This window comes from Neorhizobium lilium, from assembly GCF_004053875.1.
In the GTDB taxonomy this organism is placed as follows: Bacteria; Pseudomonadota; Alphaproteobacteria; order Rhizobiales; family Rhizobiaceae; genus Neorhizobium; species Neorhizobium lilii.
This window is the reverse complement of the sequence record NZ_SBIP01000001.1, coordinates 764,078-777,956: the sequence shown is the minus strand read 5'-3', so window position 1 is coordinate 777,956 and position 13,879 is coordinate 764,078. Positions and strand designations below refer to the sequence as shown.

The window sequence follows — 13,879 nt, the reverse complement described above, 5'->3', positions numbered from 1 at the left end:
GCACAAGCCTCCCCTTCGTGAGATCCAATCCGTTCGGCCTCGCGGTCAGGTCACAGCCGCGTCCCATCATCCTTAAAAAAGTGAAAGTGGCGCGGATCCGCCGTCAACGTCGTTCTCTGTCCAAGTTCAACGGCGGAGCGGCCAGCCGTGCGGAAGACGACGCTGCTTCCGGACGCGGTCAAGCCATGAATATAGCTCTCGGCGCCTACCAGTTCCACCGCGGCAACCTCGATTGAAAGCCGCAAAGACAGCTGCTCCGAACCGTCGGCGACGACGAGGTCCTCTGGGCGGATCCCAAGCGTGGCGGTCTGCGCCGGTATGTTCAACCCGGGCGCGATGGTCCAGTCGGCGCCCTTCGCAAGAGCCATGAGGTTCATCGAAGGCGAGCCGATGAACGTCGCGACAAATGTGGTCGCAGGTTTCTCATAGAGTTCGATCGGCGTGCCGACCTGTTCGATGCGGCCGCTATTCAGCACCACCAGGCGATCGGCGAGCGTCATCGCTTCCATCTGGTCGTGGGTGACGTAGATCGAGGTGGTTGCGAGCGCCCGCTGCAGCCGGCGAATCTCGACGCGCATCTGGACGCGCAGCTTCGCATCGAGATTGGAAAGAGGCTCGTCGAACAGGAAGACGGAGGGCTTGCGGACGATGGCGCGTCCCATGGCGACGCGCTGGCGCTGGCCGCCGGAGAGCTGGCGCGGCTTACGGTCCAGGAAGGGTTCGATCTCCAGCGCCCTGGCTGCTTCCAGGATGCGACTGTCGATCTCGTCCTTCGGGGTGTTGCGGTTCTTCAGGCCGTAGGCGAGGTTCTGCCGGACGCTCATATGCGGATAGAGCGCGTAGTTCTGGAACACCATGGCGATGTCGCGTTCGGCCGGCTCGAGCTCGTTGACGCGCTTGTCGGCGATCGTCACCTCGCCGGAGCTGATGCTTTCAAGTCCCGCCACCATGCGCAGCAGCGTGGATTTTCCGCAGCCCGACGGCCCGACCAGCACGATCATCTCCCCATCCTTGATGTCGAGCGAAACGCCCTTGATTGCTTCGACACCACCCGAATAAATCTTGCGAACGTCCTTGAGGCCAATATTTGCCATTACTTTTCAGTCTCCACCAAACCTTTGACGAACCAGCGCTGCATGAGCACGATGACGATGATAGGAGGGATGATTGCGAGGATCGCCGTGACCATGACGTAGTTCCACGGCGTCGAGGCATCGGCGAAGTCGACCATGCGTCGCAGGCCGATGATGATGGTGTTCATCTTCGCATCATTGGTTACCAGCAGCGGCCAGAGATATTGAGTCCAGCCGTAGATGAACAGGATCACGAAGAGGGCCGCGATATTCGTCATCGACAGCGGCAGCAGGATGTCCCGCATGAAGCGGAAGGGCCCGGCATTGTCGATGCGGGCAGCCTCGACCAGCTCTCCGGGGATGGTGAGGAAGAACTGCCGGAACAGGAAGGTCGCCGTTGCCGACGCCATCAAAGGCAGGGTCAGACCAGCATAGGTATCGATGAGGCCGAGATCCACGATCACCTTGTAGGTCGGCAGGATGCGCACCTCGACCGGCAGCATGAGAGTGACGAAGATCATCCAGAAGAAGGCCATGCGAAACGGAAAGCGGAAGAAGACGATCGCAAAGGCCGAGAGGAAGGAAATGAAGATCTTGCCGACCGCGATGGCGAGGGCGACGACGATGCTGTTGAACAGCAACCGTTCCAAGCTGACGCCGACCACCCGTTCGACGCCGCCGGAAATGGCATCGCCGTAGTTTTCGAGCATATGCCCGCCCGGAAGAAGCGAGAGCGGCGGGCGCAGGATGGCTGACGAGGTCGCGGTCGAGGCGATGAACGTATAGTAGATCGGGAAGGCGACGATGACGATGCCAAGGATCAGCATCAGATGCGCCATGAGGGTGGCCCGTGGGCGATTTTCAATCATCGAATGTCCTCAGCCGTAATGGACGCGCCGCTCGACAAAGCGGAACTGGAAAGCGGTAAGCCCGATGACGATCACCATCAGCACCACCGACTGGGCAGCCGAGGAGCCGAGATTAAGGTTCACGAAGCCGTCGTTGTAAACCTTGTAGACGAGGGTTTCGGTTGCCTTGGCAGGGCCGCCGCCGGTCACCGAATGGATGATGCCGAAGGTATCGAAGAAGGCGTAGACCGTGTTGACGACGAGCAGGAAGAAGGTCGTCGGCGCCAGCAGCGGAAAGACGATGGTCCAGAAACGGCGGCTGCCGCGGGCGCCGTCGATCGCGGCCGCTTCCAGCAGCGATTTCGGAATGGCCTGCAGGCCGGCTACGAAAAACAGGAAATTGTAGCTGATCTGCTTCCAGGCAGCCGCGACGACGACCAGCACCATGGCCTGGTCGCCGTTCAGCAGCGGGTCCCAGGCAATGCCGTTGCGGCGCAGCAGGTAGGCCAGCGTGCCCATCGACGGGTTGAACATGAAGAGCCAGAGCATGCCAGCGACGGCTGGCGCCACGGCATAGGGGATGATCAGCATGGTCCGGTAGAGTCCCTTGCCGCGCACGACAAGATCGGCGGCGTTGGCAAGGATCAGCGCCACGGCCATCGACAGCACCGCAGTCGCGACGCTGAACACCACAGTGACCTGCACCGCGTGTAGATAGTTGGGATCGGCAAGGATCTGGCGGAAATTGGCAAGCCCGACGAAGCCGCTCTGGAGCCCGAACGGATCTTCGCGCATGGCGGACTGATAGAGGGCCTGGCCTGCCGGCCAGAAGAAGAACACGACCGTCAGGACGATCTGCGGCACAACCAGGAAATACGGGAGGATCTTGTTCGGAAAGACGACGCTTTGCACGGGCGGGCTCCGTTTCGATCGGGGGTGAGACCGCCCCCGGTGTCAGGGGGGCGGTCCAAGGTGGTTACTTGCCGATAGCCTGCTGGATCGCAGCATTGCCGCGCTCGACCGCCTTGTTCAGGGCCGTCTTGGCATCCTGCTTGCCGGCCAGCATCGACTCGAACTCCTCGTTCATGATGTCGCGCACCTGGGGCAGGTTGACGAGTCGCACGCCCTTGGAGTTGGCCGTCGGCGCCTTGCCGAGCATCTGCTGGATCGGCGTCTCGCGACCCGGGTTCTTCTGATAGAAGTCCGACGTCTTCGTCTCGTCGTAGGCTGCCATGGTGACGGGCAGGTAGCCGGAGACCTGATGCAGGCGCGCCTGGATCTTGGTCTGAGACAGGAAGTTGAAGAACGCCGCTGTGCCCTTGTATTCGGCATCGCTCTTGCCGGCGAAGACCCACAGGCTTGCGCCGCCCGGAATGGTGTTCTGCGGCCTGCCATAGCCCTCGTAATAAGGAAGCTGGCCGATGCCGTAGTTCATTCCGCTCTTGACGATATCCCCAAGGCCGCCGGAGGATTCCGTCAGGATCCCGCATTCGCCGGAGGTGAACAGCTGCTTGGCTTCCGAGGTGCGGCCGCCGTAGCGGAAGGTGCCATCCTTGGCGAGATCGGCGATCGACTGGAAGTGCTTGACGAAGAAGTCGGAGTTGAAGGCGAGCTTCACATCGACGCCACCAAGGCCGTTCTCGTTGCTGCCGTAGGACACGTTGTTCCAGGCGGCGAGGTTTTCGGTCTGGATCCAGGTCAGCCACGTCGAGGTAAAGCCGCAGGAGGCGGCTCCGCTCGTCTTGATCTTTTTAGCGGCTTCGAACACGTCCGGCCAGGTCTTCGGCGGGTTGGCGGCGTCCAGCCCCGCCTTCTGGAAGATATCCCTGTTGTAGTAGAGGATCGGCGAGGAAGAATTGTAGGGGAAGGACAGCATCGTGCCGTCCGGCTTTGAATAATAGGCAACAATGCCAGGCAGATAGGCTGCCTTGTCGAACTTGAAGCCGCCCTTGGTGAGGACATCGGCAACCGGCACGATGGCGCCCTGGGCACCCATCATCACACCACTGCCGGCGTCGAACACCTGGATGATCGCCGGCGGCTGCTTCGCTCGAAATGCGGCGATGCCGGCATTCAGGGTTTCCGGATAGGTGCCCTTGAAGACCGGGACGATCTTGTAGTCCTTCTGGCTTTCGTTGAATTCCTTGGCGAGCTGGTCGACGACCTCGTTATTGGCGCCGGTCATGGCATGCCACCACTGAATTTCCGTCGCTGCCATGGCGCTCGATGCCATGAGCAGGGCTGTGGTGGCGATGGTCGATGCGAGTATGGTCTTCATAGATGGTTTCCTCCCGTTCAAATGAGAATAGACCGGGACACTCAGATCCCGGACTGATGCCCCGACCGTCCTCCCAGAAAGGGTGGGGACCAGATGCTTGTCTATGCGGCTGCGCTGTCTCCCGAATCGATGCCGGCGATGCGTTGCAGATCTTCAATTGCCCCGGGACCGGCGGCAAGCACCGGCGCGCCGCGGGTCAGCCCTTCGCCGGCGGTCGGGAAAGGAAGGTGCCAGCCGCCCGCTTCCTTGACGATGCAGTAGCCGCCGAGGCAATCCCAGGCGTGCATGTAGGGCTCATAGTAGCCGACGAGCCTGCCCGCTGCGACATAGGCGAGCATCAGGGCACCCGATCCCAGCCGCACGAAATTGCCGCCGGCTTCCAGGAGATCGCTGACGATCTTGCCCACGGCTGCAGGCGTCACATGATGATTGGCGCCGATCCCCGTCATGGCGTTGCGGATCGTCTTAGCCGTGCCCAGTTCGAGCCGCACGCCGTTGAGCGTGGCGCCTTCTCCGCTGGCGGCAGAATAGATTTCCTCGTGGCAGGGCGCGTAGATCACCCCGACCACGGGCCTGTTGTCGTGAAGGACCGCAATGGAAACGCACCAGTTCGGCATCCCCTGGACAAACGGGCTCGTGCCATCGATCGGATCCACCACCCAGGTGAAGCCGGAGCTCCCGTTGACGAGGCCATATTCCTCGCCCAGGAAGCCGTCATCGGCAAAGGCGGCGGCGACTTGGTCGCGGATGAGCGTTTCTACGTTGCGGTCGGCGATCGACACCACGTCCTGCGGGTCTCCCTTGATCTCGATGACAAGGCTGTCGCGCCGCGTGAAATAGTTGTGCGCCAGCCGTCCCGCGTCGCGAACGACGCGTTCCGCAAGCGAATGGCGGCGGCTGATATCCTGGCTGTCGATGCTCATCTCTGGTTCCTGTTCTGCCGCGGCATTATTCGGCGATGATCGCGATGCCACGGGTTTTAAGCCCGATACCGACCTGCGTGCCAGGGGAAAGAAGCCGATCGACTGACGGGTCGACAATAAACAGCGTTCCTCCCGCCGTCTCGGCTTCGTATTCGATATGGTCGCCGAGATAGGCGGCATGGCGGATGCGTCCGGGGAAGGCAGCATCGTCTGCCGGTTCAAGCGTGATCGCGCTCGGCCGCACCGCAAGCTTGGCTCGTCCCGGCCTTGCGCTCAGGGCCGGCACCACATGGCGCAGGCCCTCGATGCTGATCGTTGCCTTGCCATCGGATACTGCGACGATGTCGCACGGCACGACATTCGCCTCGCCGATGAAATCGGCAATGAAGGAGGATGCCGGCGTCTCGTAAAGGTCGCGGGGGCTGCCTTCCTGGGCAATGCGCCCGTCCTTCATGACGATGATCCGGTCGGAGACAGCAAGTGCCTCGTCCTGATCGTGGGTAACGTAGACGGCGGTAAATTCCAGCCGCTGTTGCAGTTCGCGGATCTCGGTCCGGACCCGGCGGCGAAGGCGGGCGTCGAGATTGGACAGCGGCTCGTCGAGGAGGAGGACCTGCGGCTCGAGCACCAGCGCGCGGGCGACGGCGACACGCTGCTGCTGGCCTCCCGAAAGTTCTGCGGGAAGGCGCTGGCCCATGCCGGCCAGGCCGACCAGTTCCAGTCCGTTCTCCGCTCGCTCACGGGCTTCCTTCTTACCCATTCCCGAGGACTGCAGCCCGTAGGCGACGTTCTCGAGCGAGTTCATGTGCGGAAACAGAGCGTAGGACTGGAAGACCATGGAAACGTCGCGCTCGTTGGCGGGCAGCATGGTCACATCCTTGCCGCCGATCAGGATGCGGCCGGAGGTCGGATGTTCCAGCCCGGCCAGCATGCGAAGGGTCGTCGTCTTGCCGCAGCCGGACGGGCCGAGCAGAGTGACAAGCGTGCCCGGTTCCACGGTGAGGGACAGATCCGGTATGGCGGTAAAGGCACCGAATGTCTTGCGGACATTCTGGAAGACAACGGATCCTGCTTTGCGGGTCATGCGACTTTCTCCTCGGCAAGGGCGGGGACGGACCGGGTGCCAAGACCGGCAACACGGTTTTCGCGGCGCAGCCGCCGCTCGCCGACGAGCAGTTGGAAGCCGGCAATCACGGCGATCATCACCACGATGAGCATGGAGGAGTAGGCGATGGCGACACCGTATTCCCCGTTTTCGACCAGGCCGACGATATAGGACGTGGCCATGTTGTAACGGGCGCTGACGAGGAAGACGACGGCGCTGATGGAGGTGATGGCGCGCACGAAGGAATAGACGAGTGCGGCCGTGATGGCCGGCCGCAACAGCGGCAGGATGACTTTGCGGATGGTCCGGAAGCTGTTGGCGCCAAGCGTCATCGATGCCTCGTCCAGGCTCTTGTCGAGCTGGCTCATGGCGGCGACACCGCCGCGCACTCCGACGGGCATGTTGCGGAACACGAAGCAAGCGACGAGAATGAGGGCGGTTCCCGTCATCTCCAGCGGCGGCAGGTTGAAGGCCATGATGTAGCTGATGCCGATCACTGTACCGGGGATGGCGAAGCTCATCATCAGCGCGAATTCAAACAGGTTCCGTCCTGCAAATTTCTGCCGCACGATGACATAGGCGGTGGCGAGCCCAACAGCCGCCGTCAGGGGAGCGGCGATCAGCGCGATCTCCATTGTCGTCCAGAAGGAATTCCAGGCAACGCCCGTCCAGGCAATCGAGCCGTTCTGGACAGTGATCGAGAAGGCCTTGGCATAGTGGTCAAGGGTCAGGCTGTTGTCGAGGCCCCAGGTCTTCACGAAGCCACCGAACAGGATCATGCCGTAGACGACGACGGTGAAGACCATCCAGGGGATGACGACCGCATGCAGTCCGATCGACAGCGGGCGAGGCAGGGCGATATGGGCGCCGCTGTCGCCCTTGCCGCTGACGGTTGCGAAGTTCTTGCCGGAGAGCCAGACGCGTTGTGCCAGGAAAGCCGACAGCGTGAAGCAGAGCAGGACCATGGCAAGGACGGCCGCCCGCGCCGGATCGTTCTGCGAGCCGACCACAGCGAAGAAGATTTCTGTCGAGAGAACGCCGTGGCTTCCGCCGAGTACTAGAGGATTGCCGAAATCGGCCATGCTCTCGATGAAGCCGATCAGGAAGGCGTTGGCGAGGCCCGGCTTCATCAATGGCAGGGAGACTCGCCAGAATGTGCGCCAGCGACCGGCGCGCAACGTCTGGGACGCTTCCTCCATCGAAGGGCTGACCCCTTCCACGACACCGATCAGCACCAGAAAGGAGATCGGCGTGAAGGACAGGACCTGCGCGATCCAGATGCCGGTCAGGCCGTAGAGCCAGCGGCTCGGCTCGATGCCGAAGACGCTCGAGAGGCCCTGGGTCACGACGCCGGCCCGGCCGAAGAGCAGAGTGAGCGCAAGACCAATCACGAAGGGCGGGGTGATGATCGGCAGCACCGTCAAGAGCCGCAGCCCCTTCTTGAAGGGAAAGCGCGTACGTGTGGCGATCAACGCGAAGGCGAGCCCCAGCGCCGTCGATCCGCCAGCGGTCAGGACGGCGAGAAACAGGGTGCGCCAGGCGACGCCGCAGCGGACGCCCCCGACCACACAGTCGAGGCTCCAGATCGAGGCATCCGTGATGGTGCGGTTGAACCCTGCCATCTGGAACGACCCGTCGACATCCTGAAAAGCGCCGACGAACATGCTGCCGATCGGGTAGAAGACGAAGACGGTCACCAGGAAGACGAGGATCGCGATCGTCGACACGACGAACGCATCGCCGCGCATGACGCCGCGCTCGGCCAAACCAAACGAGAAGATCAGGACAAAGGAGATCGCCGCCAGCACTGCACCGGCACCCATCGGCGGCTGGCCATCGGAGAGAATTCCGAACAGCGCTTCGCTAATGCTCCAGTTAAAGCCGGTTGTGCCGATGGCGAGACCTTCGATCACCAAGTAAACCAAGCCGAGACCGCCTGACCAGGCAAGCAGGCGGCCGCGCCGCATCGGATCGGGAAGGGTGCGCGCGATGGTGGCCGCCAAGACTGCAAGGAAAGGCGTGATCAGCCAGGGTCGATCAAAAAGGATGACCTGCAGAAGAGCAGGGGCCGACGATGCGCTGTTCAGGTCCGACAGCCAGCCGAAGGAAAAGAATCCGCCCTCGATCCTGTGCCAGGGCAGCACCGTCATGGCGGCCACGGCCAGGGCAAGAACGATGTTCAGTCTGCGGTTGCGATCGTCCATGGCCGGCACGTGCCTCGCTGCAAGGGAAGTCTGGCCGCCGCGCCGGTTGCCGGGAGGCGGCTCAATGGCGTCAGTTGGCGTTGGCGCCGATTTCCTTGTCCCAGCGTTCCAAAAGCTTCTTGCGTGTCTCGGGCGCGCCGTAGGTGCCGAAATCGTAGTCGATCAGCTTGATCTCCGAGAACTTGGGCGATTCCTTGGGGATCTCCGCCTTGGCGTTGGAAGGAAGCTGGAAGGACTTGGCATCCTTCATGTGCGACTGGACCGGCGCACTCAGTGCCCAGTCATACCATTTCTTGGCGTTATCGAGGTTGCGGGCACCCTTGATGATCGACATGGAGCCGATCTCGTAACCCGTGCCTTCGCAAGGAGCGACGGCCTTTACGGGAAAGCCTTCCGCCGTCTGGGCCACTGCATCATGCATGAAGACGATGCCGATCGCGGTTTCGCCGCGCGCGGCAGCCTTGACCGGCGCGGAGCCGGACTTGGTGTACTGGGAGATGTTGGCGTTGAGCGACTTCAGATAATCGAAAGCCTTGTCCTCGCCCATGATCTGCACAAGCGTCGCCAGCGCCGTATAGGCCGTGCCGGACGAGTTCGGGTTCGCCATCTGGATCTCCCCCTTGAAAGCGCTATCCAGAAGATCCGCCCAGCATTTCGGCTCCTTGTATCCCTTCTGCTTGAAGAGATCCGTGTTGTAGCCCCAGCCAAGTGCACCGGCGTAAACGCCGACAGTGCGATAGCCGGAGCTTTCCGCCTGTTTCTGGGCCCAGTTGTTGAGTTCTCCCAGAAGTGGAGACTTGTATTCCTGCGTCAGGCCTTCGAATGCGGCCTGGAGATGCGGATCGCCCGTTCCAGCCCACCAGACATCGGTTTTCGGATTCCGGGCTTCGGCACGGATCTTGGCATAGGTTTCGCCCGACGACAGGCGCACCATGTTCACCTGGATGCCGGTGTCCTTCTGGAACATCTGCTGCATCATCTCGCAGATGACCACGTCTGCCGAGCAGATCAGGTTCAGGTCGCCGGCCGCGCGCGTGGCCGGTGCATTCGTCGTCACTCCGGCCGCAAGTGCAGCTGCTGCTATCAATACGGAACGCATATTTTCCTCCCGGTTGAGATGACGCCTCCACATCATCACGCCTTTGCAAGCGTGTGCAATCGTTTCATGAGGTAGCTGCGCGTGTCAATGGTAATTGGACATGAAATGAGTTAGTTATGTAGAAAACCGTCATCTCCTTGTTGCACTCCTTTGCAAAGATCGCCATGACTAGGGCAGGAGAGGTGGCAATGAGCCGCAAGATTTTCGTCAGCGCGAAAGAAGTGGCGGAGCGGGCAGGGGTGTCGCGTTCTGCCGTTTCCCGCACGTTCACGCAGGGCGCCAGTGTGTCGCAGGAAACCCGTCGGCGGGTGATCGAGGCGGCCGAGGCGCTGGGTTACCACGTCAACCACCTGGCGCGCGGGCTTATGCGCGACGAGAGCGGCATCGTGTGCCTGATCGCAGCCGAACTCGATACGCCTTACCGCGCAAGCCTGATCCGGGCCTTGACCCGCCATCTCCAGAGCGCCTCCAAAATCGCCATGCTGGTCAATACGGACCGCTCCGACGAGAGTGTCGGGCAGGCGCTGCGGCTGGCGATCAGCTACCGTGCGGATGCCTCGATCATCCTGTCGGGCATGCCGGCCCGGTCGATCACCGACATCTGCCTCAAGAGCGGCCAGCGGCTTGTCCTGATCAACCGGGACGAGGAGCGCGACGGCGCGCTGATGATCAACCTCAACGATCGCGACGCTGCCCAGCGCGCCTTTCTTGCATTGCTGCGGGCGGGCTGCCGGAGTTTCGCCTTTGCCAATTCCGAGGCCCTGACGCCCAGCCTGATGGCGCGCGAGGAGGGGTTCCGCGAGGCGGGCCGGAAACATGGCATGGAGGTGGCTGTCGAAAGGTTCGGGGCGACCACCTACGAGAGCGGCCTGGTGCTCGCGCAACGCCTACTGACGCGGGAATCGCGGCCGGATGCGATCTTCTGCGCCAACGACCTCATCGCCTGCGGCGTAATGGATGCCGCCCGGCACCAGTTCAAGCTGGACATTCCCTCCCAGCTTTGCCTGATCGGCTTCGACGACATCGAGCAGGCAAAATGGTCATCCTACAATCTTACCACCTTCGCCCAGCCGGTCGATGAGATTGCAGCCGAGGCTGTTACATGGCTTGCCCACGCGCCTTCACAGGTCCGGTCGCGAAAGCTGGTTGCCGAGCTTGTCTGGCGCGGATCCGTCCGGGGCGGATGACACCCCAGCAACGGTAAGTACTCGAACCTCGCTGTCGCGACCTTGCGACGGCACTAGGCATATCGTCGCGATCAGTCCTGCGCCGAAATTAACAGAAAACAGCTCCAATTTGCCACGCGTCCGCAGTCGTTGACCAGATGAGGGATCTGTTTCGGAAGTATCTCCCAGCTTGCCAGAGACAAGCAAGACGGCTGCGTAAGCTTGCACAATCAGCGCCGCCCGCAGCAAAGTGAGTTCACACGTGTGACATCTCACTGCACAATTGAGATGATTAGCTTGTCGCTTACATACCAAACCGCATCACACTTTTCATCGAATTTATCCAGCCGAAAGTAGAGCCTTTCCTATACCTAAATTACCGCGGCTTACGCCTGTTTCATGCTGTTCAAGTCCAAATGGGATCATTTCGATAATTACTGATGGGGATATGCTCAATTCAGAAAATTCTGAGCATTATTTATAAAATCAGGAGGCGACCATGGCATCAAGTAAAGAGCAGCGAGCCCCGCGCAGCCGGGCGCGGCGTCACTTTCTCGGAGTGGCGGGCGCCACGGGTGCCAAAGTAGCGGTTACCCTAGGCGGGATGACGATGATCTCTTCCTTGCCAGCCCAGGCGATGGGAAGGAAGGTGCGGAGGGATCACGACATCAAACAGGGTAACACCAACAATGGCAACGAACCCAACTGTTTCCTGGCCGGAACCAACATCATGACGCCTCGGGGTGAGGTGCCTATAGAAGATCTGTGCGCTGGTGACCTAGTCGAGACAGTGCGGGGCCGGGCCATGCCTATCAAATGGATAGGCCGTCAATCCTACCGCAGGAGCGGGCCGTCCTGGCAGGACAGCGTGATGCCCATACGCATCGCGCGCAATGCGTTGGCGCCGCATACGCCGCACCGAGATCTTTTTCTCTCGCCCCGCCACGCGCTCTATATCAACGGCGTCCTGATCCGCGTGAAGGAGCTTGTCAACGGGATTTCCATCATACCCGACCTTCCAGAGGATCGGACGGTGATTGAATATTTCAACATTATGCTTGACAGCCATGAGGCGATCGTGGCGGAGGGCACGCCCGTAGAGACTTTCCTTCACAGGGCCAACAACCACGAGAGCTTCGCGAATTTCGACGAATTTGAACGTCTCTGTGCTGCCGACAGCCGTGTGCCAATGACGCCATTTGCCCCGATTCTAGGATATGAAAGCGGCCGCGAGCACCTGACGGCGCTGCTCCTTATGGGCGCCTCACGCTTCATGCAGATCCGCGACCCGATCCAGGATATCTATGAGATGATTGTGGCCCGCACGAAGGAATTTACCAACTGATCCAGGCTGAGACGATGTAGTACGGTGTAGCTGGAATAGGCGCCTGTTGGGATCTCTAGGCGGGTCGAGAAAATGGTGGAGCCGGGGAAGATCCCCGGCCCAACTCCCGAAAATATGATTGTAATGTTCTACCTTATGAAAACAGTGTGCCGCCGTTGATGTCGTAGCTGGCTCCGCTGATAAAGGCAGATTCTTCAGAAACCAGGAAGGCTACCAGGTTAGCGACTTCGGCCGATTGTCCTTCGCGCTTTAGCGGCGTTGCCGCGGCAACCTTTTCACGGACCTCCGGTTTGGTGAACGTATCGTGGAAGGTGGTGGAAATCATGCCGGGGCATAGGCAGTTTACGCGAATTTTGGGTCCGAGTTCTTTTGCGAGGCCGCGAGTGAACGTCATGATGGCGCCCTTGGAAGTCGCGTAGGCAATAGCGCCGGGGCCCCCACCATCACGGCCAGCTTGAGAAGCGAAAGTAACGATTGATCCGCCTTCACCCATAGCAGCGGCTGCGGCCTTGGTCACGTTAAACAAAGATGTCAGATTGACGTCGATCACCTCGCGGAAAAATGCCTCGTCCATTTCTGCCAGTGTTTTACGCGCGACAATACCGCCAGCAACGTGCACTAGGCCATCGAGCTGGCCGAATTCCGACACTGCCCTATCCACGGCCGCCTGCGCGTCCGCGGCTTTTGTCATGTCCGCTTTGATCGCAACCACTTTGCCCCCTGCAGCGGTGATCGTGCTGACATTCTGCTCGGCACCGGACGCTGAACCGAAATAGGTGATAACGACCTTGGCGCCTTCCTGGGCAAGCCGTTCCGCACATGCCTTGCCGATGTCACGTCCGCCACCTGTTACCAGCACGACCTTGTCTTTAAGTCCATTCATGGGAAGATCCTTTCGTGATCATAAATTTCCATGTCGGCGTTGAAGCCTAGATATTGGGGAGGTGACTTTGCGCCATGCAACATCACCACTTTATCGCCGGATCAGCGGTTGGAGGCTTTACGCCAGCGCTCAAAGTCGATGCCAGCTTCGGGATCTGTCGGCGGATAGAGACCGAGAATGGAGCGTCCGCCGTTCACCTGCTCAAGCACGAAATCTTCAAACGCAGTCATTTCGACTGCCTCGTCGGCAATTTCGTCAGCAATATCTGCGGGGATGACGATGACGCCTTCGCCGTCGCCAACAACGACGTCGCCTGGAAACACCGCAACGTCGCCACATCCGATGGGCACATTGATATCAAGTGCCTGATGGAGGGTGAGGTTTGTCGGCGCAGAGGGGCGGTTGTGGTAGGCGCCAATCGGCAGTTCGGCTATCTCCGGAGAGTCGCGAAAGCCACCGTCCGTCACGATGCCTTCGACACCGCGCACCATGAGCCGGCTGACGAGGATGGATCCTGCAGAAGCAGCACGAGGATCCTTGCGGCTATCGATCACGAAGACTGCGCCCTGAGGGCATTCCTCAACGGCCTTGCGCTGAGGATGGGCACGGTCGCGAAATGCCGTCAGCGGGTTGAGATCCTCGCGGGCTGGAATGTAGCGCAGCGTATAGGCTTCCCCCACCATGTTCCGGCTTGCCTTGCCGACGGGGCGTACATCCTGGATGAACTGGTTGCGAAGGCCGCGTTTAAAAAGTGCTGTGCAAAGCGTTGCGGTACTCACCCCACGCAGTTTCTCGCGGGTCTCTGCGGAAAGCTTGGTCGTCATGACTTAAATTCCTTGGACGTTGTCGTTAACGATGACGGCAGGCGACACTCGTCGCTAACCGGATTATCTGGATGGAGCGATGTCGTTTCATCTGCTGACGTTGGCGCCGCTCTTACTGAATTCTGCTGTGC

Annotated in this window: 12 protein-coding genes; 2 read left to right on the top strand and 10 right to left on the bottom strand. The window is 60.7% G+C overall.

All coding sequences use genetic code 11. The features are described 5' to 3' along the window. Positions 1 to 50 precede the first annotated feature (50 nt). The 8 genes from EPK99_RS03530 to EPK99_RS03495 form a co-directional block, all read right to left on the bottom strand. Positions 51 to 1,094, bottom strand: a complete 1,044-nt coding sequence (locus EPK99_RS03530; protein ID WP_128441216.1) for a sn-glycerol-3-phosphate import ATP-binding protein UgpC — start codon at positions 1,092 to 1,094, stop codon at positions 51 to 53. Further along, on the bottom strand, positions 1,094 to 1,942 hold the full coding sequence (gene ugpE, locus EPK99_RS03525; protein ID WP_128441215.1) for a sn-glycerol-3-phosphate ABC transporter permease UgpE: 849 nt from the start codon (positions 1,940 to 1,942) through the stop codon (positions 1,094 to 1,096). Before ugpE ends, EPK99_RS03530 begins: the two co-directional genes overlap by 1 nt. A gap of 9 nt (positions 1,943 to 1,951) precedes the next feature. Further along, positions 1,952 to 2,833 (bottom strand): sn-glycerol-3-phosphate ABC transporter permease UgpA, encoded by an 882-nt coding sequence (ugpA, locus tag EPK99_RS03520; protein WP_128441214.1) that lies wholly within the window; start codon positions 2,831 to 2,833, stop codon positions 1,952 to 1,954. 64 nt (positions 2,834 to 2,897) lie between these two features. Further along, positions 2,898 to 4,199 (bottom strand): sn-glycerol-3-phosphate ABC transporter substrate-binding protein UgpB, encoded by a 1,302-nt coding sequence (ugpB, locus tag EPK99_RS03515; protein ID WP_128441213.1) that lies wholly within the window; start codon positions 4,197 to 4,199, stop codon positions 2,898 to 2,900. 101 nt (positions 4,200 to 4,300) lie between these two features. Next, positions 4,301 to 5,122 (bottom strand): inositol monophosphatase family protein, encoded by an 822-nt coding sequence (locus EPK99_RS03510; protein WP_128441212.1) that lies wholly within the window; start codon positions 5,120 to 5,122, stop codon positions 4,301 to 4,303. A gap of 25 nt (positions 5,123 to 5,147) precedes the next feature. Continuing rightward, the gene (locus tag EPK99_RS03505) at positions 5,148 to 6,206 is read right to left on the bottom strand and encodes an ABC transporter ATP-binding protein (RefSeq protein ID WP_128441211.1); all 1,059 of its coding nucleotides are present in this window, start codon (positions 6,204 to 6,206) and stop codon (positions 5,148 to 5,150) included. Then, entirely contained in the window at positions 6,203 to 8,431 is a 2,229-nt protein-coding gene (locus EPK99_RS03500) for an ABC transporter permease (RefSeq protein WP_128441210.1), read from the bottom strand. The genes EPK99_RS03505 and EPK99_RS03500 overlap by 4 nt, the downstream gene beginning before the upstream one ends. A gap of 70 nt (positions 8,432 to 8,501) precedes the next feature. Further along, positions 8,502 to 9,530 (bottom strand): ABC transporter substrate-binding protein, encoded by a 1,029-nt coding sequence (locus tag EPK99_RS03495; protein ID WP_128441209.1) that lies wholly within the window; start codon positions 9,528 to 9,530, stop codon positions 8,502 to 8,504. A gap of 188 nt (positions 9,531 to 9,718) precedes the next feature. Here EPK99_RS03495 and EPK99_RS03490 point away from each other — a divergent pair, with 188 nt between their 5' ends. After that, complete coding sequence (locus tag EPK99_RS03490) at positions 9,719 to 10,717, top strand: LacI family DNA-binding transcriptional regulator (RefSeq protein WP_128441208.1); 999 nt, start codon at positions 9,719 to 9,721, stop codon at positions 10,715 to 10,717. 478 nt (positions 10,718 to 11,195) lie between these two features. Beyond that, a complete protein-coding gene (locus EPK99_RS03485; RefSeq protein WP_128441207.1) occupies positions 11,196 to 12,041 on the top strand; it encodes a Hint domain-containing protein in 846 nt (281 codons plus the stop codon). Between the two features lie 133 nt (positions 12,042 to 12,174). Here the strand turns inward: EPK99_RS03485 and EPK99_RS03480 are convergent, their stop codons facing one another. Both EPK99_RS03480 and EPK99_RS03475 read right to left on the bottom strand, forming a co-directional pair. Further along, positions 12,175 to 12,924 carry an SDR family NAD(P)-dependent oxidoreductase gene (locus tag EPK99_RS03480; RefSeq protein ID WP_128441206.1) on the bottom strand — a complete coding sequence of 250 codons (750 nt, stop codon included), beginning with the start codon at positions 12,922 to 12,924 and terminating at the stop codon, positions 12,175 to 12,177. A gap of 101 nt (positions 12,925 to 13,025) precedes the next feature. Further along, positions 13,026 to 13,748, bottom strand: coding sequence for a ribonuclease activity regulator RraA (locus EPK99_RS03475; protein WP_128441205.1), 723 nt, complete (start codon positions 13,746 to 13,748; stop codon positions 13,026 to 13,028). Between the last annotated feature and the right edge of the window lie 131 nt (positions 13,749 to 13,879).